Annotated in this window: 20 protein-coding genes; 12 read left to right on the top strand and 8 right to left on the bottom strand. The window is 40.5% G+C overall.

Features of this window, described 5'->3' with window-relative positions; genetic code table 11:
- Positions 1 to 2 precede the first annotated feature (2 nt).
- The 6 genes from KI743_RS12680 to KI743_RS12655 all read left to right on the top strand — a co-directional run bounded on the left by KI743_RS12680 (position 3) and on the right by KI743_RS12655 (position 5,177).
- On the top strand, positions 3 to 719 hold the full coding sequence (locus tag KI743_RS12680; protein WP_285466687.1) for a 3-deoxy-D-manno-octulosonic acid kinase: 717 nt from the start codon (positions 3 to 5) through the stop codon (positions 717 to 719).
- 30 nt (positions 720 to 749) lie between these two features.
- Positions 750 to 2,585, top strand: a complete 1,836-nt coding sequence (locus tag KI743_RS12675; protein ID WP_285466686.1) for a DUF3413 domain-containing protein — start codon at positions 750 to 752, stop codon at positions 2,583 to 2,585.
- A 151-nt stretch (positions 2,586 to 2,736) separates the two neighbouring features.
- Positions 2,737 to 3,405, top strand: a complete 669-nt coding sequence (locus KI743_RS12670) for a NeuD/PglB/VioB family sugar acetyltransferase (protein ID WP_285466685.1) — start codon at positions 2,737 to 2,739, stop codon at positions 3,403 to 3,405.
- Between the two features lie 15 nt (positions 3,406 to 3,420).
- Positions 3,421 to 4,005: a hypothetical protein gene (locus tag KI743_RS12665; protein WP_285466684.1), complete on the top strand. Its 585-nt coding sequence runs from the start codon at positions 3,421 to 3,423 to the stop codon at positions 4,003 to 4,005.
- Positions 4,005 to 4,928 (top strand): ketoacyl-ACP synthase III, encoded by a 924-nt coding sequence (locus tag KI743_RS12660; protein WP_285466683.1) that lies wholly within the window; start codon positions 4,005 to 4,007, stop codon positions 4,926 to 4,928. The genes KI743_RS12665 and KI743_RS12660 overlap by 1 nt, the downstream gene beginning before the upstream one ends.
- Positions 4,929 to 4,946: 18 nt before the next feature.
- Positions 4,947 to 5,177: an acyl carrier protein gene (locus KI743_RS12655; RefSeq protein WP_225310964.1), complete on the top strand. Its 231-nt coding sequence runs from the start codon at positions 4,947 to 4,949 to the stop codon at positions 5,175 to 5,177.
- A 91-nt stretch (positions 5,178 to 5,268) separates the two neighbouring features.
- Here KI743_RS12655 and pseG (KI743_RS12650) read toward each other — a convergent pair whose 3' ends face one another.
- The 5 genes from pseG (KI743_RS12650) to KI743_RS12630 form a co-directional block, all read right to left on the bottom strand.
- Positions 5,269 to 6,351: a UDP-2,4-diacetamido-2,4,6-trideoxy-beta-L-altropyranose hydrolase gene (gene pseG / locus KI743_RS12650; RefSeq protein ID WP_285466682.1), complete on the bottom strand. Its 1,083-nt coding sequence runs from the start codon at positions 6,349 to 6,351 to the stop codon at positions 5,269 to 5,271.
- Positions 6,352 to 6,354: 3 nt separating this feature from the next.
- Positions 6,355 to 7,050, bottom strand: coding sequence for a pseudaminic acid cytidylyltransferase (pseF, locus tag KI743_RS12645; protein WP_285466681.1), 696 nt, complete (start codon positions 7,048 to 7,050; stop codon positions 6,355 to 6,357).
- 102 nt (positions 7,051 to 7,152) lie between these two features.
- Positions 7,153 to 8,175, bottom strand: a complete 1,023-nt coding sequence (gene pseI, locus KI743_RS12640) for a pseudaminic acid synthase (RefSeq protein WP_285466680.1) — start codon at positions 8,173 to 8,175, stop codon at positions 7,153 to 7,155.
- 242 nt (positions 8,176 to 8,417) lie between these two features.
- On the bottom strand, positions 8,418 to 9,197 hold the full coding sequence (locus tag KI743_RS12635; protein WP_285466679.1) for a phosphoadenylyl-sulfate reductase: 780 nt from the start codon (positions 9,195 to 9,197) through the stop codon (positions 8,418 to 8,420).
- Positions 9,198 to 9,377: 180 nt separating this feature from the next.
- On the bottom strand, positions 9,378 to 10,370 hold the full coding sequence (locus tag KI743_RS12630) for a hypothetical protein (protein ID WP_285466678.1): 993 nt from the start codon (positions 10,368 to 10,370) through the stop codon (positions 9,378 to 9,380).
- 192 nt (positions 10,371 to 10,562) lie between these two features.
- Between KI743_RS12630 and pseB the strand changes: the two genes are divergently transcribed.
- Genes pseB through pseI (KI743_RS12600) form a run of 6 tightly spaced genes read left to right on the top strand, consistent with a single transcriptional unit; the run spans position 10,563 to position 16,178 of the window.
- Positions 10,563 to 11,576, top strand: a complete 1,014-nt coding sequence (gene pseB, locus KI743_RS12625; protein WP_285466676.1) for a UDP-N-acetylglucosamine 4,6-dehydratase (inverting) — start codon at positions 10,563 to 10,565, stop codon at positions 11,574 to 11,576.
- 8 nt (positions 11,577 to 11,584) lie between these two features.
- The gene (gene pseC, locus KI743_RS12620) at positions 11,585 to 12,748 is read left to right on the top strand and encodes a UDP-4-amino-4,6-dideoxy-N-acetyl-beta-L-altrosamine transaminase (protein ID WP_285466675.1); all 1,164 of its coding nucleotides are present in this window, start codon (positions 11,585 to 11,587) and stop codon (positions 12,746 to 12,748) included.
- Positions 12,748 to 13,428: a pseudaminic acid cytidylyltransferase gene (gene pseF / locus KI743_RS12615; RefSeq protein ID WP_285466674.1), complete on the top strand. Its 681-nt coding sequence runs from the start codon at positions 12,748 to 12,750 to the stop codon at positions 13,426 to 13,428. The genes pseC and pseF (KI743_RS12615) overlap by 1 nt, the downstream gene beginning before the upstream one ends.
- A gap of 6 nt (positions 13,429 to 13,434) precedes the next feature.
- A complete protein-coding gene (pseG, locus tag KI743_RS12610) occupies positions 13,435 to 14,511 on the top strand; it encodes a UDP-2,4-diacetamido-2,4,6-trideoxy-beta-L-altropyranose hydrolase (protein ID WP_285466672.1) in 1,077 nt (358 codons plus the stop codon).
- Positions 14,489 to 15,133, top strand: coding sequence for a formyltransferase family protein (locus tag KI743_RS12605; protein ID WP_285466670.1), 645 nt, complete (start codon positions 14,489 to 14,491; stop codon positions 15,131 to 15,133). Before pseG (KI743_RS12610) ends, KI743_RS12605 begins: the two co-directional genes overlap by 23 nt.
- On the top strand, positions 15,126 to 16,178 hold the full coding sequence (gene pseI, locus KI743_RS12600) for a pseudaminic acid synthase (protein WP_285466669.1): 1,053 nt from the start codon (positions 15,126 to 15,128) through the stop codon (positions 16,176 to 16,178). Before KI743_RS12605 ends, pseI (KI743_RS12600) begins: the two co-directional genes overlap by 8 nt.
- 60 nt (positions 16,179 to 16,238) lie before the next feature.
- Here the strand turns inward: pseI (KI743_RS12600) and KI743_RS12595 are convergent, their stop codons facing one another.
- From KI743_RS12595 to cysC, 3 genes are all read right to left on the bottom strand, one after another.
- On the bottom strand, positions 16,239 to 17,243 hold the full coding sequence (locus KI743_RS12595) for a glycosyltransferase 52 family protein (RefSeq protein WP_285466668.1): 1,005 nt from the start codon (positions 17,241 to 17,243) through the stop codon (positions 16,239 to 16,241).
- Positions 17,244 to 17,448: 205 nt separating this feature from the next.
- On the bottom strand, positions 17,449 to 18,864 hold the full coding sequence (gene cysN, locus KI743_RS12590; RefSeq protein WP_285466667.1) for a sulfate adenylyltransferase subunit CysN: 1,416 nt from the start codon (positions 18,862 to 18,864) through the stop codon (positions 17,449 to 17,451).
- 12 nt (positions 18,865 to 18,876) lie between these two features.
- Positions 18,877 to 19,506 carry an adenylyl-sulfate kinase gene (gene cysC, locus KI743_RS12585; protein WP_285466666.1) on the bottom strand — a complete coding sequence of 210 codons (630 nt, stop codon included), beginning with the start codon at positions 19,504 to 19,506 and terminating at the stop codon, positions 18,877 to 18,879.
- Positions 19,507 to 19,508 lie beyond the last annotated feature (2 nt).

The following is a 19,508-nucleotide window of genomic DNA, read 5'->3' as shown; positions in this document are numbered from 1 at the left end:
TCATGATCAAAAAGATCCACTCAAGCAATTTTGTAATATGGTTTGACGATCAGCTGTTGGAGCATCCCCCCGAGTTAGTGTTTGATATTGAATACTGGCAAGGCCAAGAGAGTGTAATAGGTAGTGCAACAGGCCGAGGCATAACGTGGTTTGTCGATACCGGGAAATTACCAGCAGCACTTCGACACTATCGCCGTGGCGGTCTATTTGGCAAGTTGGTTCAAGATAGTTATTGGTTTAGCAGTTGGGACAAGACACGTAGCTATATGGAAATGCAGCTGCTTAATGATTTGATCGAAGCTGGTGTGAATGTTCCGAAACCTATCGCCGCGAGAGCGACCAAAGCTGGATTCTTATATCGAGCGGATTTGTTGAGTGAGAAGATTGCTGGTGCCACAGACCTTGTCGATATTCTGACAAAAAACTCAGTCTCGGCAGACCTGTATCGTGAGATCGGACACCAAATCGCGAAGATGCACAGCTTGGGTGTTAATCATACCGATTTAAATATTCATAATATTCTCATCGATAAGCGTGATCGAATTTGGATTATCGATTTTGATAAGTGTGGCTATGGTAAAGGGAGCTCTTGGAAGCAATCTAACCTCGATCGCCTAAAGCGCTCTTTTTTTAAAGAGCTGAATAAACGTCAAATACATTGGCAAGAAGATGAATTTGAAACGCTTCTTGCTGGATACAATGATTATTTTGCGAAATAGTCATCTATAAAAATAGTTAGGATAGTAAATATGTCTTTGAAACAGAGGCTACATGCGCACGGGTGGTTCATTCTGGTGAATGCTCTCGTTGCCATGTTGATTGCATGTCGTTATTTCTCATTTTTGCCTGAGTTTCCTTCAGAGCCATTAGCCATAGTTTTTATTATTGTCTCTGTTTTTGGGCAGATGACGCTGATTGCGGCGTTAATCGGTCTAGTGGCGCTACCTAGCTTATTCCTACCCAAAACCCCAAGAAACTTATTACAAGCAATCATCGCCTCAATTGGTGTAGCAACACTTTTCATCGATACGATTGTTTTTGCACAGTACCGTTTCCATATCAATGCCGTTGTTCTTGAACTGGTACTGTCAGGACAAATCGTCAGCTTCCCACTGATTACGTGGGCGATGGTGATAGGTGGTATTGCATTACTACTAGGACTACAGTGGGCTTTAATCCGTTGGTTGGAAAACGATGCACCAGTACGTTCGTACAAACTAGGTCGTAAGTTTGCTTTTATTACCTTTCTAACGTTATTAGCAACTCATGGTATTCATATTTGGGCAGCTGCGCATGCGTATCAGCCAGTGACCATGGTGAAGCGTTACTTACCTCTGTTCTACCCAGCTACGTCAAACAGCATGATGAAAAAGTATGGTTGGATCGATGAAGAAGCAATTGCCCGCCAAAAGTCACTGACTTTAAACCGCAAGAGTGACCTTAACTATCCGCTATCTCCTTTGAAAGTAAAGAGTGTCGAAAAGCCGGTCAACATTATGTTGCTAGTTGTCGACTCTTGGAGATATGACACATTTAATGCTGACAATACGCCAGTCATGTGGGAATACGCTCAAGACGGTTTAATCTTCGAAAACCATATGGCTACAGGTAACGCAACTCGTACCGGTATTTTTGGCCTGTTTTACGGTATTCCTGGTACATATTGGCATGGCTTTTTAGCGAATCAACAAAGCCCTGTTTTCATCGATCGTTTACAGGAGCTGGACTACGATTTAGGGATCTTTACTGCTGCACAGCTAAGAAAACCTGAGTTTAACCAAACAGTATTCACCAATGTTGAAAATCTTCGTATTGGCTCCAAAGGTAACCGTCCTTCAGAGCTTGATGCTGATCTGACGAAGGATTGGTTAGACTGGTACGAAAAGCGAGATCAGTCGAAACCGGCATTTTCATTCCTGTTCTATGACGCACCACATGGTTATGACTTCCCTAAAGGCTTCGAACCGCGTTATGAACCAATGCTACAAGTGGTCAACTACTTGAAGCTGAATAATGAGACTGATCCACAGCCATTCTTTAATCGCTATAAGACGAGTGTGCGCTACGTTGATACCGTGGCAGCCCAAGTGTTGAACAAACTAAAAGAAACGGGTGACCTTGAGAATACAGTCGTAATTATTACGGGCGATCACGGCCAAGAAATGAATGACAATAAGTTGAATTTCTGGGGGCACAATAGCAACTTTACCGATGCTCAAGTGAAGGTGCCTTTTGCGATATTTGGCCCAGGCATTAATAAACTAGACACTAAGTGGTCTTCACAAAGCCTGACTAGTCACCAAGATGTTGTGCCAACAGTCATGAAGCATTACCTCGGTGTTACCAATGACGTCAAAGATTACTCAGTCGGAGAAGATCTGCTGGGTGAGCCCGTTGATAGAGATTGGATCATTTCTTCGAATTATAGCGGGTATGCTGTGATTTCCGATGACAATATCTTAGAAGTAGGCGCAGGTGGTCAATATCAATTTATGGACAAAACAAATCGTCAAGTTAAAGGAGAGCAACCTAACTTTGCTCACCTTCAAGGAGCTCTAGAGCAGATAAGTCGCTTTAGCCGCTAAAACAATATTCCAGAAGCACATAAAACACGGATGTTTTATAGCTCTGAAAGAGGTGTATACATATAGCTTGTATGTTATCTTCTCTATATTTTTTTAAGTATCGTTTTTGATATTAGAACAGTCACAATAAACAGCTTGAGAGATTGCCGCATTGAATGCAGAAAAAAGCACTTTGAATAAGCAACGTATCGTCATTATTGGTGGTGCGGGTAATGGTATGGTTTTTGCGCAAGTAATATTAGATATGCAAAAGTCAGGACATCCGCTAATCCTAGAAGGCTTCCTTAATGATCACCATGCCTGTGGGGAGATGTTAGGAGAGTGGCCTGTTTTAGGCAAGCCTGCTGACTGGAATGAATTGGATGATGATATTCAGTTTGTCTTTGCGTTACTTACTGTTGGAAAAATGGAAGAGCGTGCTGAACTACTGCATTCATTGGCGATCCCTCTGAACCGAATGGCAACTCTTGTTCATCCAAGCGCTATGGTTGGGTTTGATACTCAAATTGGAAAAGGCAGTGTGATTTGCTCGCACGCATCGATTCAGCCGGGAGCTCGTATCGGCAATAACACTATTGTAAGAGCAGGTGCTAACGTCGGACATGATGTCACACTTAGCGACTGTATTGACATTGGGCCCAATGTAACACTTTGTGGCTTCTCTTCTGTGAAAGATGGAGCTCATGTAGCAGCGAATTCCGTAGTTCGCGATAGTATAACTGTTGGCCCATATGCAGTGATTGGTGCTGGTTCGGTTATTTTAAAAGATGCAGATTCACGTACTACCTGGTTAGGTAATCCTGCTAGAAGAGTCAAATAACACTTAGGTAGAAATATGTTTGAATATAAAGGTGACCGAAATTATCTTCATGGTACGGATTTTTATAAGTTTTCTGCTGAGTATGGTGAAAAGAATTTTTCATCAAGTGCGTATGTCGAACAACTGAGTTTCCGTCAAATTGCAAGATGCCAGTCTGAAATCACTCATAGCAAACCATCTTCAGGAAATATAGTTTCTACGGGCAAATTTATGTTGCCTAATGGTGAGGTACAGCCATTTTGGTGGGTTGAAACAGAGGCGCAAGTAGCTGGGCGTTATGAGTTTGATGAAGATGGATTAGTGTCAACGGCGATAATCGATGAAGAAACTAAGACTATTTCCATGAACCATGTTTCTGATAACTATAGCTGTATTGAGGAAGTTGTAGCACTTAACAAAAAGCTGAACAATACGGTTAAGAAACCTGAAAACGGTAAGTGGCTATTCGGCCAACTTCATCTTAGTAAAAAACTTCCGGTGGTCTACAAAAATATTGAGATTAAACTAGATGTGATGTTGCATAATAAATTCTCAGTTTCAGATATTTGGTTAGATGGTGTTCACTTTGGGCAAATACGATTCATTGTTGGGAGAACATAGTGGAAGTCGGAATAAAAGATATAGCGAGTTATATCCCTAGTGAAGGGATTGATAATATTGAACAAGGGCTCAAGTTTGGCGAATCCCGTGAGTTCGTTGAATCAAAACTTGGACCATATTTTCTTCCGAGAAAATCCACTGACCAAGACTGTTCAGACCTTTGTGTGGCTGCAATTGAGAACTTAGTATCTAAAAATGAGAACTTCAATAAAAACGATGTTCAGCTAGTTGTAGTCGTTACACAAAACGGCGATGAAGAGAAGTTGCCTCATACCGCTGCATTAGTACAGAAAAAAGCAGGGTTACCTAAGTCTGTTGCTGCGTTTGACCTTTCTTTAGGCTGCTCTGGCTATGTGCATGGTTTGTATGCTGTTAAAGGCTTTATGCAGGCCGCAGGGCTTGAAAATGCACTACTAATCACCTCCGACCCTTACTCCAAAATAATCGATCCAAATGATAGAACGACAGCTATGTTGTTTGGAGATGCCGCGACAGCTACATGGATAGGTGCACAACCAAAATTTAAAATAGGGAGTGCTTTATTTGGCACAGATGGTCATGGTGCCGATGCTTTGCGAGTAAAAGATGGCGTATTCTCGATGAATGGGCGTCAGGTGTTTAATTTTGCATCAATTAATGTTCCCAAACAGATTAAAGAGCTGCTAGTTAAAAGCGACTATGATGAGTCAGATGTTGATGCATACATACTGCATCAAGGTAGTGCAGCAATTATTGATGCTATAGCAAAACGTTTTTCTAAACCTGAACGTTTTATCAAAAACATTGGAGCAACTGGAAATACGGTATCTTCTTCTATTCCCCTGTTAATAGAGCAGTATGCTATGAATAGTGATTGGAATAAGATTGTGTTAAGTGGCTTTGGCGTTGGCTTATCTTGGTCGAGCGCAGTAATATATAAGTAAACTTTATTGGAAGTAATGATGGTAGATTTAGAAATGATTAAAGTAGCACTTGGGGAGTCAGGTGCTATGTCAGATGTTGGTGGTTTATCTTTAGATGTAACTTTTAAAGAAGCTGGCTTTGATAGTCTTGATATGTTCAACCTTTTTGTCGAATTAGAGCAAAAAACAGGGCATCAAGTACCAGATGAGCTGGTAGAAGAGCTTAACACGCCAGCTGCTATTATCGAGTACTTTTCGAAGCACTCATAGGTAGTTAGTGGCTTCACCAAGTATGCTCATTACACAACTCGCAGTGTGTAATGAGCTATCTCACACCGCTTTGGTATAAGTTTAGAATTACCTAACAATTAAGACCATTTTTTAGCTCTCTTAACCATAGACTTTTTTCAGGCCAATCACGCATTATCTCTGCTGAATTAAGAGACATTTTCTTTATCAGGTTTTTATCTTTGATAAGAGTATCTAGCGTCATAGTTAGATCCTCGTATAGTGAGTTTTGAGAGGTGCCTAGATAAACAATAGCCCCTTCTTGTTCTAACTTCTCATTTTGAACTCTTTGGTTATCTGCGGTCGCCCAGCAAATAGCAGGTAAACCCAGAGCACAACGCTCCCAAGCAATGGTCCCGCCAGCACCTATCATAATGTCTGCGTTTTCCATTAAGTACGACATTTCACTAGTCTGTATATATAACTTTGTTGCCGAGTGTTTGCTGCAGTGTTCCTTGAGGCTTTCAAGGTAAGGGTAACCACCACCAACAACAATATTTATCTGTGTAGTATGCGTTTGCTCTAGATACTCCCGAAGTACTAGATAGGTTTGAAGGGTCCAATTATCTTTATCTACCCCACCAAAGCAAATAAGGTAGGTATTTAAACTTTGGCGTACTCTTGGTGAAGAACCCATTCGAAACTCATCTCTCAAAGGTAAATATTTAGGACCTTCTAATAACTGCTGCACTCCAGGGACACAATGATGCTTTGTGAGCGTTGGGTTAACTAAATACTGACACTGATGAGGGCGATCGAGGAGTCCATCGATAGCAATTACTTGGCACTTGAAATGATCTCGTACCCGGGTTTCCCATTCTTCAGATAATGCGTAATGATCGACTAAAACTATATTTGGGATAAAGTCGATATCTTCTAGAGCTTGAATTGTAACTTCTGAATCGACTTGTTCTGTACAGCCAAGCCAATGGCTATGCGGAAGTGAGCCGCAAGGCTTTTCTGATAAAGGTAGCTCTTGTAGTGGAATTAACTGCAAGTCATGAGGAAGTAAGTTGAGCTGATGGCCGGGGTGTTGTCTTGAAATGAAAACAACATCAATATTTATCTTCAAACACGCTTTTGCTAGTGTGAGGCAGCGCATTAAGTGCCCACTCCCAATATGAGTTCCTGTATCAACACGTATCGCTAATTTCATTTACTATCCGTTACTTTGTGTATGTGCAGTGAACAGGAGTTCTGCAAACTTCCAATCTGCTTCGGTATCGATATCTTGAACCTGATGCCTCTCCAAAGTAAATGGAGTTGAATGTTCAGAAAATGTTGGAAGGTTATCGATGAAAGCCTGCGCTCTTCCCCAATAAAATTGGCCAGCATCATGGAATGTTTCTACAAGATCTTGAGAGCGAGTATAGCGGTGTTCTGGATGTAACATCTCTATATCGCCACTTTCATTCTTAAACATTGCTCTCTGAATAGGATATGGGAAATCGGCTACACTAAAACAGAAATCTTTTTTACTATCGATGAGCTGCTGATAGGCCCGATAAAGGTTACTAGGAGTGACAAAAGGGGCTGTAGCATAGAGGCAGCAAACATGTTCTGGAGTCGACTCATGCTTAGATATCCAGTCAATTGCATGTTGAACGACTTGTCGGGTGGTTGCATACTCATCTGAAAGTTCTTTGGGTCTGCGAAAAGGTGCTATCGCACCATATTCTTCTGCGATTTTTGCAATCTGGTCGGAATCCGTAGACACAATAACCTTATCGAATAACTTTGATTGTAGGGCGGCTTCAATAGACCATGCAATCATAGGCTTCCCACAAAACTCTCGTATATTTTTATTGGGAATGCGAACACTTCCCCCTCTGGCGGGTATGATAGCGATCTTCATCAAGAGTTACCTTCTTACTTTCGGTTTTGGGAGAATACTGGAGTCGACTTGTGACGTCATAAAAGCCAACGCCAGTATTTGATGTGTTATCAATAAAATTGCTTAGTTATCTTGAAACAATTCAAGTTTAACGGGTTGGCCCATATCAACGTCCGTAGTTAGCTTTTTACCGATTATTGTATTATAAAACTTCGGATGAGCTCCGCTACCATTACGTAAAACACTGATATGCTGAGTGGTTACAATTGTTCCTTTTGGAATGTCGGTAGTGAAGAAAATTGAACGACGACGCAGTTTGTCGCTATCTGAAACCTGATAGTTGATACCCCCAAGGCTTGCTTCAGCTTCACGGATATTCTTCACCATTTGTGAGAACTCGTGAGGTTCCATTGAGAAAGCGGAATCGGCACCACCGTCGTTTCTGTCAAGAATGAAGTGCTTTTCAACTATTTGAGCACCTAGGCTTACTGCTACAGTTGGGACTAATGACCCCATCGTGTGATCTGACAACCCAATAGGTACACCGAAGCGAGTTCTCATTTCAGGAATCATGCTCAAATTAGCTTGCTCGATAGTTGCTGGGTATTGTGAAGTACACTTCAATAGAGCCACGTTTTCATTTCCTGCATTTCGGCAAGTATCTAGAGCTAACTGAATATCCTCAGCATCAGCAACGCCAGTCGATATAATGATCGGTTTTCCTGTTTTAGCTACTTTTTCAATAAGTGGAATATGAGTGATTTCGAATGAGGCAATTTTATAGTACGGTACTTTTAATGTTTCCAAAAAATCCACACCTTCGAGATCGAAAGGGCTAGAAAAAAAGTCCAAATTGTATTCTTCAGCTACTTCTTGTAGAGGCTTATGCCATTCATATGGAAGTGATGCATCTTTGTAAAGATCCCACAAGCGCTTTCCTTTCCACAATCCAGCTTTTCGTTCACCGAAATACTCATTGTCAATATTGAGACAAAGAGATTCTGGACGGTAAGTCTGAACTTTCACTGCGTCAGCACCGGCTTGAGCCATTGCAACAATGGTTTGCTTAGCTCGCTCTAAGTCGTTGTTATGGTTAGCTGATAATTCAGCAATAATGTAAGTTTTGTCTAGAAGCCAAGGTTTCATGAAATTCGCTCGTGCAAGAAAAATATAGAGGGCTTCAGTCACACAAAAGTAGCCGCTTTTGTATGGCGCAAGCCCTAAACTTTAAAGTGTAGAAGGTATTTAAGCAGTGCTGCTTATCTATGTCTAGATTTGAGAAAATCGTAAAAACATCATGGAGAGAAATTTCCGCTTAGTCTTACAATTTTTTAGCTATTTCGCATAGGTATATTAAGGCTAATTATGTGACAGTCTAATGTGATTGGTTAAATCATTACTTCGTTCTGTTCTGCGACATCATCTTCATGCAGTCCGCATTCTCTTTTTAAACCAAAGAAGCGTGTTTCTTCTTCGCTCATACCAGGTTCCCACTTTTTAGTAGTGTGCGTATCCCCCACGGATAAGTAACCTTCTTTATAAAGAGGATGGTACGACAAATTATGCTCTTCGAGGTAGTTGTGAACGTCTTCATTAGTCCAATCAATGACAGGCAAAAATTTAAACACGCCGTTTTGAATGGATAAGATCGGTAAATTGGTTCGTGACTTCGATTGATCGCGACGTAAACCGGAGAACCATGTTCCAATATCCAACTCATTTAGAGCGCGGCGCATAGGTTCTACTTTGTTTATCTTGTTGTATTTTTGAAGACCTTCAATGCCTTGTTCCCACAATTTACCATATCGAGCTTCTTGAGCTTCGCGGGTCTCGTGAGCGCGATAAACTTTTAAGTTCAATGAAAGCTGTTGAGTTAGTTTTTCAATAAAACGATATGTTTCCGGAAAAAGGTACCCAGTGTCTGTCAATACGACTGGAATATTCGGACTTTGTTGGGTTATTAGATGTAGCATGACTGAGGATTGAACCCCAAAGCTAGAGGAAACAGTATGTTGCCCTTCTAGGTTTTCCAAAGCCCAAGCGATTCGCTGTTGAGCCGTCAGTTTTTCTAAAGTTTCGTTAATTTCTGCAAGGTGGAGTGTTTGCATAGTCTTAGTTAACGAGAGTAGATCAACTAGCGTAAATTTGGAGTTGACAGAACTAGGCATATAAATCCTTCATTGATGTTGTAACCGTTTATATAATACCGTAGTTTGGGTTATAAAGTCACCACTGCACCGACTTGATGGCAGGTGTACTCTAGCTTTTTTTGTGAAAACTAACCTAGAGCTAACTTACCGAAGAGGTTGTTAAAGCTGATTGCAAATTACTCACTTTATGCCGTTAATTTATTCCAATTCAATACTTTGTAGTCTTAGCTGTTTCGCTATGAAGTGGAAATTTTTACCAAAAGCCTCCATCTCATAGTGTTCTATCGGAACTGATAGATCGACAATTTCGACTTCTGGGTAGAGTACCCCCAAGCTAACGCTGGCTGTCGAGGCTATTCCGTAAATTTTTGATAATTCGAGGCTTTCCTTGGATATTTCCAGTTCTAATGGGAGTTTAGATTGGTGATAAGTCAAACCTTCAATAGCTTCAAGTTTTTCTCTGACAAAGCTTTCTTCGGTACGGTGAGGGAAGTAAATGATAGGTTTATCATTTTCTGAAATTAACTCTTTAAGCATGTTGACGTAGTAGTTTAACTTTATACCTTTGGTTGCAACCATACCTTGGCCAATAAACCCAATAGGAGCCGTTTGGGAGAAGCAATTTGAAGTATTCAGGCGATTTCTTATTTGAGAGAGTTTATTGACTCTCACGGGAAAGTCGGAATTTGGTAGTTCAAAGAAGGTAAAGAATGAAAAATTATCACGTGGGTAGATCTTTCTAGCAGGTTTTAGCCCTACCAACTTCAGCAAAAAGTCTCGGCTGGCTTTGTTTCTCGACACAACGGCTCTGGGCTGTATTTTGTCATTGAACTCTCGAAGAGTTCCGACACCATCATCAAACATAACTTCATGGTTAACCGAAATGTTGTTTAGAAGGACGTTGGTACGCCAAGCCGAGTAGTCTGCATAAAACACATAGTTAAAGCTTAGAGACGGGGAAATCCTTTTGAGTTTGCTTTGTAATTTTCTAGCTTCCCAGACTTTACTCTTACGACCAAGAAAAACAATATGATCCCATTCATCTTTGTTTAGCAGCAGGCGCATTTGCGCTACTGCATTACCAGCCTTCTCTTCTCGAAGGAGTAGGATGTTATCTTTCGTTTTGTACTCTTGTTTTGCCTCAATCGCACACAATAGTTGGAAAGGGGATGTCACCAAGAATAAGTTCATATAATAACCACAGTCAGTTTTTGAGTTGTCGGAATGGTAGAGAAGAATGAAAAGCAATCTAGCTTTAAAACAAAGCATTACCAAACTGTTACAGTATAGGTATAATTAGAGTACTACAAAGGCATTAATGCCGTCATCGGTTGCACTATAACAATCGAAGACAAACCACAATCATATACCAACGGTGAAAGCATGTTAAACAACAAAACCGTCTTAATTACTGGTGGCACGGGTTCATTTGGTAAGCAGTTCATTAAAACAATTTTAGAACGTTATCAGGACGTTAAGAAAATTATTATCTTCTCTCGCGATGAATTGAAGCAGTTTGAGATTAAGCAGACATACCCTGCGAAAGATTACCCACAGTTACGTTTTTTTATTGGTGATGTTCGTGACCAGCAACGTATGGTACAAGCTTGTGAAGGAGTAGATGTCATTATTCATGCTGCTGCAATCAAACAGGTAGACACTGCTGAGTATAACCCAACTGAATGTATTCGAACCAATGTCGATGGTGCGGAAAATGTTATTCATGCCGCTTTGCAATGTGGTGTTAAAGATGTAGTTGCGCTATCAACGGACAAAGCATGTGCACCTATAAATTTGTACGGTGCTACTAAGTTAGCCTCGGACAAGCTTTTCGCAGCTGCAAATAACATCAAAGGCTCAAAAGATATTCGTTTTAGTGTTGTCCGTTACGGTAATGTAATGGGCTCTCGAGGGTCTGTAATTCCATTCTTCATGAAGAAAAAAGAAGAAGGTGTTTTACCAATCACTCATGAAGAGATGACTCGTTTTAATATCTCACTTCAAGATGGCGTTAATATGGTTATGTACGCCTTGGAAAATCACTTAGGTGGTGAGATCTTTGTTCCTAAAATCCCATCTTACAAGATTCTAGATATTGCAGAAGCGATTGCACCAGGAATGGCAACAAAAGTTGTTGGTATCCGCCCAGGTGAAAAACTGCATGAAGAGATGATTACTGATACTGACTCTCTGAATACTATCGATTTAGGTAAGTACTACGCAATTTTACCTTCGGTATCATTTACCTATTCAGAGAATGAGTATATCGAGCATCACAAAGCTGAGAAAGTACCATTTGGATTTAAGTACAATTCAGGTACCAACACTGAGTGGGAAACTGTTGAAGGCTTACGTGAATTAATTAAAGAGCACGTAGACCCTAATTTTACAGTGTGAGATAAGCCATGATTCCTTACGGTAAACAAGATATTAATCAGCAAGACGTTGATAGTGTTCTTGAGGTTTTGAAGTCGGATTTTTTGACTCAGGGGCCACAAGTGCCTGCGTTTGAGCAAGCACTTATTGAGCATACAGGTGCTAACTATGCATTAGCAGTGAACAGTGCGACTTCGGCATTACATATTGCCTGTCTTGCTTTAGGTTTGGGTAAAGGAGATTGGCTTTGGACATCTCCTATTACTTTTGTTGCGTCCGCAAACTGTGGTTTGTATTGCGGTGCTCAGGTCGATTTCGTTGATATTGATCCAGAGACCTACAATATGTGTCCTCAACGCCTAGAGAAAAAACTGATTCAAGCAAAAGTTGAAGGCAAGCTACCAAAAGTCGTGGTGCCAGTACATTTGTGTGGTCAGCCATGTGACATGGCTGCAATCAGTAAGTTGGCTAAGGAGTATGGCTTCAAAGTGATTGAAGATGCTTCGCACGCCATTGGTGGCCGATATCAAGACCAACCGATCGGGAATTGTGAGTACTCGGATATTACAGTATTTAGCTTCCATCCTGTTAAAATTGTCACCACTGCTGAAGGCGGTGCTGCTCTTACAAACAGTAAGGAGCTCGCTGACAAGATGGCGCTGCTACGAAGTCATGGTATCACTCGCGATCCTGAGTTAATGAGTGGTGACTCTCACGGTGGCTGGTACTATCAGCAAATTGATTTGGGTTTCAATTATCGGATGACCGAGCTTCAAGCGGCACTTGGTGTTAGTCAAATGAAACGCCTTGACGAGTTTGTTTCTGCACGTCATCAGTTATCTAAACGTTACAATGAGAAACTAGTTAACCTGCCGTTAGTCTTGCCATATCAACTACCTGAGACATACTCTGGCTTGCACTTGTTTGTCATCCGTTTATGTTTAGATAAGTTGGAATTAACTCATAAACAGATATTTGATGCCCTACGTGAACGTGGTATCGGTGTTAACCTTCATTATATCCCAGTTCATACTCAGCCTTACTATCAAGAAATGGGGTTTGCCGAAGGAGATTTCCCTGAATCTGAACGTTACTACCAAGAAGCTATCTCACTTCCTATGTTTCATGGAATGACGGAGGTACAGCAAGACACGGTAGTTAACACTTTGACGGATATCTTGCGAGGAAACTAATGAAAATTGCAGTCATCCCAGCTCGTGGTGGTAGTAAGCGCATTCCGAGGAAAAACATTAAACCGTTTCACGGTAAACCGATGATCGCTTATTCGATAGAAGCCGCTAAGGCATCCGGTTGCTTTGATAAAGTGATAGTCTCTACGGACGATTTAGAAATTGCAGAAGTCGCGAAAGCATGCGGTGCGGACGTACCGTTTCTTCGTCCTGAAGATATTTCTGATGATTATGCGACCACCATGGATGTGATGGAGCATGCTATCCGGTGGTGTGAAAGTGAAGGTTGGCAGGTAGACGCAGTCTGTTGTTTGTATGCTACTGCGCCGTTTATTTTGCCCGAAGATCTTCAGAAAGGTTATGAGCTAATTTGTGATGATACGGTACAATTTGCATTTAGTGCCACATCGTTCCCGTTTCCAATTCAACGCGCAATAAAGCTTGATGATCAAGGTTCGGTGTCGATGTTTTCACCTGAAAATGAATTGGTGAGATCGCAAGACCTTGAAGAAGGATATCACGATGCTGGTCAATTCTATTGGGGGCAAACATCAGCATTTTTAAACAAGCTATCAATTTTCTCTCCCCACTCTAAAGCTGTACTTCTACCTAGGTGTCGTGTTCAAGATATTGATACCCCTGAAGATTGGGAGTTGGCAGAGAAACTATTTAGTATTCTTTAAAGTACTATGAAAAAGATAATTTTCCGCGTAGACGCATCTGTTTGGATTGGTAGTGGGCATGTAATGCGCTGCTTGGTATTAGCTGATGAGCTAACGAAACATAGCTATCAAGTAGCTTTTGCATGCCTTCCTCAAAAAGGGGATTTGTGTCATTTTATTCAAGAGCGTGGATATTCGGTTATCGAACTTACACCACCAGAACTCCAAATCACACCAAAACACAGTAGCGATTATATCGGTTGGCTTCAGCGCAGTATTCAAGAAGATATTGATGACCTAGTTCCATATTTAGACGGTGTAGATTGGGTCATATGTGATCATTACGCATTAGGTCAGGATTGGCAGAAGCAAATAAAGCAGCGTACAGGTGTACGAATATTAGCTATTGATGATCTTGTTAGAAAACACTGTGCTGATATTGTCGTAGACCAAACGTTGTCCAGGACTGCCATTGAGTACGAAACGACGGGCATGGTGCTCGCCGGTGTAGATTATGCGTTGTTGAGTCCTAATTTCAGTGAGCTAAGAAGCTGTGCAGAAGATAGGCAGCCAAATTTAGATAACCCAAGAATTTTGATTTCGATGGGTGGCGTTGATTTACCCAATGCTACTTTTTCGGTCTTGAAATCTCTTGAAAGTAAAAATGTTCGAGCCAATATTACTGTGTTAATGAGCCCTCGCTCCCCACATTACAGTCAAGTTTCCGATTGGTGTAAAGACAGAGATAACATTGAACATATTGACTTTACCAACTATATGGCTCAAATGATGCTAGAACATGATATCGCAATAGGTGCTCCTGGGAGTACTAGTTGGGAGAGGGCTTGTTTGGGGTTACCTAGTATCGTAGTGCCGTTAGCGGATAATCAAAAAGATATTTGTCATCAGTTAGTCGCAGAAAATTTATCTCGTAAGGTTGAACTGAACTCTATTGCAAGTGAGTTATTTAACACTTATAGAGAAGTTTGTTCAGATTGGCATCAAATGCACTTAAACAATTTAAGAGCATGTGATGGTTTAGGTACTCGTAGAGTTGTGTCAGAAATCATAGAGCTAGAGAATGAAAATAACAATTTTATGTAGTGATAGCAGCCACCCAGTTTATAAGTATTTGCATCATTGGCAAAAAGTAAATGAGAGCAAGTACGATATTAAGATATTGAACTCTGTAAGTTCAATACAAGAAGGTGGAGATATTTTGTTTTTGATTTCTTGTTCTGAGATTGTTAGACAAGACGTAAGAAATAAATTTAATTTTACATTAGTGCTACATGCGAGTGATTTACCTCAAGGGCGAGGTTGGAGCCCTCATATTTGGGACGTGTTAAATGGATCACAAGAGCTGACACTCTCATTACTGAACGCTGAAGATAGCGTAGACACAGGTGACATTTGGCAAAAATTGAAAATACCATTGGATGGTCTTGAACTGTATGACGAAGTGAATAGCAAGTTATTCGAAGCTGAACTTCAGTTGATGGATTGGGCATGTGAAAATATTTATACCTCACAACCAGAAAGCCAGCCAATCAGCGAGAGTCATTATTATAGGAAAAGAGCTCCAGAAGACAGTCAAGTTGATATTAATGAAAGTATAGTCTCTCAATTTAACCTGCTACGTATCAGCGACCCAGATAGATACCCTGCTTATATTGTAGTGCAAGGACAAAAATACAAAATTCGATTGGAGAAAGTCGATGACTAACACATTTATAGAAATTGATGGCAGAAAGATAGGTTTAGATTATAAGCCATATATTATTGCTGAACTTTCTGCCAACCACAATGGCGATATCAATAATGCATTTAAGATTATTGAAATGGCCAAAAAAGCTGGTGCTGATGCTATTAAGCTTCAAACTTATCGTCCAGATACGATCACGATTGACTGTGATAAAGAAGACTTTCAGATTCACGGTGGCTTGTGGGATGGAAATAGCCTTTACCAACTTTACGAGTGGGCCCATACTCCGTGGGAATGGCATGAAGCATTATTTGAGAAAGCGAAAGAGGTAGGAATCACGATCTTTAGCTCTCCTTTTGACTTTACAGCTGTTGACCTGCTTGAAGAGTTGAATGCACCAGCATATAAAATTGCTTCTTTCGAACTGGTTGATCACGCTTTAATTGCGAAAGTGGCTAAAACTGGTAAGCCTATGATCATGTCAACCGGGATGGCAAATCAAGAAGAGATTCACGAAGCTATTGCTGTTGCAAAAGATAACGGTTGTAAAGAGTTGGTTGTTTTGCACTGTGTAAGCGGTTACCCAGCACCTGCGGAACAGTATAATTTAAGAACAATCAAGGACATGCAAAGTCGATTTAGTGTTTTGTCTGGCTTATCTGATCATACTATTGATAATGCAACCGCAGTTGCCTCGGTGGCTTTAGGTGCATGTCTGATCGAGAAGCACGTTACACTTGATCGAAATGGTGGTGGTCCAGATGATAGCTTCTCTTTAGAACCACATGAGTTAGAAGCTCTGTGTAAAGATACAGAAACTGCATGGCAAGCTCTCGGTCAAGTTAACTATGAGAGAACGGAAGCTGAGAAAGGAAATGTTAAATTCCGCCGATCGCTTTATGTAGTGAAAGACATTAAAGCAGGGCAAAAGGTCACCCCCGAAAATGTTCGTAGTATTCGTCCTGGTTTCGGGCTTGCACCTAAATATTACGATGAAATAATGGGTAAAGAAGTTAAAGAAGATATTTCACGTGGCACGCCAGTAAATCACAATATGTTCCGATAGTAATTAATAAGCCCTAGAATATATCTAGGGCTTTTACTTTTTATATGTTTTTGTCTGAATCTATATAGTTATATCTGAAATCCCTAGAGCAGAGAAGCAATCACGAATTCTCTCTTGTCTGAGACGATTTTGTTCAGTTAGTGCTTGGACTTTATTTTTTGAGTTCAAGTTATAGATAGGCATTTCTGGGAAGAGAATTTTCGAAGTAAACTGTACCGTAGACGTAATGCCGACCAAGCCTGAAAGTTGAATATTCTCAGCTAATAACTCGGCCTCTAATGGCAGTGAACTATAATGGTATTTGACGCCCTTTAATTGACTAATTCTAGCTTTTAATTCTTCTGACTCTGTTCGGTGAGGGAAATAAATTATTTCTTTTCCATGATTATTTATAAAAAACTCTAGTTCAGAGACGTACTGTTCAATCGTTTTTCTTCTTTTATGTCCAATAGCACCCTGACCAATGAACCCTATTGGTGCTGACTCATTGTATAGATTCCTTATTGTGAATCTTTTTTTTAATATAGAAAGGTCATTTCTTACTATTTTATGGTCGCTGTCTTTTATATTGAAGATCGTAAACAACTCTAAATTAGAACTTTGCTCCAATTTTCCAATTGGTTGGCAACCATAAAATCTTATTTTAATATCTTGTAAAAATCTAGGTCGGTAATACGGAGTTCTAGGTCTAATTAACTCTTCATACTCATTAATAGTCAGAGTGCCATCATCAAAATAAACTTCTTTCTTTAAAGGCAAGTTTTTGATGATTAGCTTTGTTCTCCATGCACTATATTCTGCATGAAAAAAATGTTCGAGAGTCTTCCCTTGCAGAATCGACTTTATTTTTTTTATGGCTTTTGGAACATGTTCACTTCGATTTGTTCTCGGAATTTCAATGATATGCTGCCATTTTTCACGCGTGACTAATTTTCGCTCTTGGGTAATACCTGGCTCAGAGGCTTGGTTTACCAATAGTAAGATATTATCTTCTGTTTTATACGTATTGAGAGCTTCTTCTGCACAAATGTATTGAAATGGTGAGGTAACTAAAAACAGGTTCATTACTTATCCTTTACTTGGCAGACCTAACCTGTGACGGCGATGATCTGGTTTCATAGTCTTGGCAACCATGATGTACTGGGGGATTGTTAATGGGTAGAGTTGTGGCTACTAATGGGTAGCACACAACTTTACTTACTTCTAAATGCGCCATTTCTTTGATGCACATAAGGTTGGCACATAAGCTTTTTGGTGATTGACTTCGTGTTTAGCAGATAGGAGCACACCCCCACTCTGGGAAGTGCTTACGTACATAGGCGTTCAACTCTATTTCTGCTTCAGTGTATACGCGGTGCCTTTCTTCAGTGTTTTCTTGTTTCACTGCAGACACCATACCAGCTCCCACAGTCACATTGCTAATACGATCAATTATAATAAACGCACCTGTTTGAGGTAAGTATTGATATTCATCTATTGCGACTTTATCTGTCAGCTTTATGGACGCTAATGCAATCTCATTTAGCTCAAGAGTAGTAACGTTTGAGGCATGCTTTGTGAGTGAATTAACATCTACTTTGTGCTCAATTCGCAAGACCTTACCTGTGCTGGTTTTAGTAGCAAATTTGAATAGGTACTCCTTATTCATTTGCATCGAAGATTCGCCCATCCAAACAATATGTGCTTGATAGTTGTCAATTACTTGAGGGATATGTGTAGAGTTTACAAGCATATCTCCGCGCGAAATATCAATTTCATCCTCGAGTGTGATGGTAATGGCTTGGCCAGGTATGGCTTTTTCCAGCTCTCCATCGAAGGTATATATCGATTTGACTCGTGAGGTTTTGTTGGAAGGAAGTGCAGTAACCTCATCACCCACGTGAATAATACCTGAGGCAAGTGTTCCACAAAAACCGCGGAAATCTAGGTTTGGACGGTTCACATATTGTACAGGGAAGCGCATTACTTCAGTGTTGATGTCTTGAGCGATCTTCACTGTTTCAAGCAGCGTCATTAGTGTGCTCCCTGTGTACCAATCCATATTTTCACTAAGGGCTACAACATTGTCACCTTTGAGTGCTGAAATGGGTACAAAGCGAATATCTTTGATGTCAAAATCTTTTGCCATCTCACAATAGTCAGACTTTATCTTTTGATATACATCCTGGCTATAGTTCATTAGATCCATTTTGTTGATAGCAACGACAATATGTTGAATGCCCAATAAGCTACAGATGTAGCTGTGGCGTCGTGTTTGTGTCTGGATTCCATGACGAGCATCAACCATTACAATTGCTAAATCGCAAGTTGAAGCCCCTGTTACCATATTACGAGTATATTGTTCATGTCCTGGCGTATCCGCAATAATGAATTTGCGTTTGTCCGTAGAGAAGTAACGGTATGCTACGTCAATAGTGATACCTTGTTCTCGTTCAGACTGTAACCCATCGACTAACAACGCCAAGTCGAATGCTTCGTCTGTTGTATTGAACTTTTGGGAATCTTTTTCAATTGCAGCCATCTGGTCTTCATAGATCAACTTGCTATCGTATAGTAAGCGACCAATTAATGTGGACTTGCCATCGTCAACGTTGCCACAAGTTAAAAAACGGAGCAGGTCTTTGTTTTCATGCACGCTTAGGTACGCTTCAATGTCTTCAGCGATAAGATCGGAGCTATGAGACATAATGACTTCCTTTTAAATATAATCTTTTTCAACAAGAGCTTGTACGACTTGGTTAGCGCACGCTTCTACCGATAGCTCGGCTGTCTTAATATGAATGTCTGGGTTGTGAGGAGGTTGGTAGTCAGAGTCGATGCCAGTAAAATCTTTGATTTCGCCAGAGCGAGCTTTCTTGTAAAGCCCTTTTGGATCTCTTTGCTCACAGATTTCGAGAGGGGTATCAACAAAGACTTCTAAGAATTCACCGGGTTGCAGTAGTTGTCTAACCTGTTCTCTATCTGCAATAAACGGCGAAATAAAAGCAGTTAGGACTATATTACCAGCATCAACAAAAAGCTTCGCAACTTCACCAATGCGACGAATGTTTTCAACTCGATCTTTATCACTAAACCCAAGATCTTTATTTAGACCATGTCGTACATTGTCGCCATCTAATAGATAACTGTGTTTACTCATAGCTAAAAGTTTACTTTCTACTGCATTCGCAATAGTTGATTTTCCTGAGCCACTTAAACCAGTAAACCATAGCACGACTGGCGTTTGCTGTTTTAGTGTAGCGCGCATTTCACGGCTAACATTAGTACTATGCCAAACTACATTTGTGTTTAATGAAACATTCTGTATATTCTTGTAAGGTGATGACATGC

The sequence above is a fragment of the Vibrio sp. D420a genome, from assembly GCF_030248625.1.
In the GTDB taxonomy this organism is placed as follows: domain Bacteria; phylum Pseudomonadota; class Gammaproteobacteria; order Enterobacterales; family Vibrionaceae; genus Vibrio; species Vibrio fortis_A.
This window is presented reverse-complemented; position numbering and strand designations above follow the sequence as displayed.

Coding starts and splice junctions, on each gene's coding strand:
- KI743_RS12680 (WP_285466687.1), top strand. CDS start 3: ATGATCAAAAAGATCCACTCAAGCAATTTTGTAATATGGTTTGACGAT.
- KI743_RS12675 (WP_285466686.1), top strand. CDS start 750: ATGTCTTTGAAACAGAGGCTACATGCGCACGGGTGGTTCATTCTGGTG.
- KI743_RS12665 (WP_285466684.1), top strand. CDS start 3,421: ATGTTTGAATATAAAGGTGACCGAAATTATCTTCATGGTACGGATTTT.
- KI743_RS12655 (WP_225310964.1), top strand. CDS start 4,947: ATGGTAGATTTAGAAATGATTAAAGTAGCACTTGGGGAGTCAGGTGCT.
- pseG (WP_285466682.1), bottom strand. CDS start 6,351: ATGAAATTAGCGATACGTGTTGATACAGGAACTCATATTGGGAGTGGG.
- pseF (WP_285466681.1), bottom strand. CDS start 7,050: ATGAAGATCGCTATCATACCCGCCAGAGGGGGAAGTGTTCGCATTCCC.
- pseI (WP_285466680.1), bottom strand. CDS start 8,175: ATGAAACCTTGGCTTCTAGACAAAACTTACATTATTGCTGAATTATCA.
- KI743_RS12635 (WP_285466679.1), bottom strand. CDS start 9,197: ATGCCTAGTTCTGTCAACTCCAAATTTACGCTAGTTGATCTACTCTCG.
- KI743_RS12630 (WP_285466678.1), bottom strand. CDS start 10,370: ATGAACTTATTCTTGGTGACATCCCCTTTCCAACTATTGTGTGCGATT.
- pseB (WP_285466676.1), top strand. CDS start 10,563: ATGTTAAACAACAAAACCGTCTTAATTACTGGTGGCACGGGTTCATTT.
- pseC (WP_285466675.1), top strand. CDS start 11,585: ATGATTCCTTACGGTAAACAAGATATTAATCAGCAAGACGTTGATAGT.
- pseF (WP_285466674.1), top strand. CDS start 12,748: ATGAAAATTGCAGTCATCCCAGCTCGTGGTGGTAGTAAGCGCATTCCG.
- pseG (WP_285466672.1), top strand. CDS start 13,435: ATGAAAAAGATAATTTTCCGCGTAGACGCATCTGTTTGGATTGGTAGT.
- KI743_RS12605 (WP_285466670.1), top strand. CDS start 14,489: ATGAAAATAACAATTTTATGTAGTGATAGCAGCCACCCAGTTTATAAG.
- pseI (WP_285466669.1), top strand. CDS start 15,126: ATGACTAACACATTTATAGAAATTGATGGCAGAAAGATAGGTTTAGAT.
- KI743_RS12595 (WP_285466668.1), bottom strand. CDS start 17,243: ATGAACCTGTTTTTAGTTACCTCACCATTTCAATACATTTGTGCAGAA.
- cysN (WP_285466667.1), bottom strand. CDS start 18,864: ATGTCTCATAGCTCCGATCTTATCGCTGAAGACATTGAAGCGTACCTA.
- cysC (WP_285466666.1), bottom strand. CDS start 19,506: ATGTCATCACCTTACAAGAATATACAGAATGTTTCATTAAACACAAAT.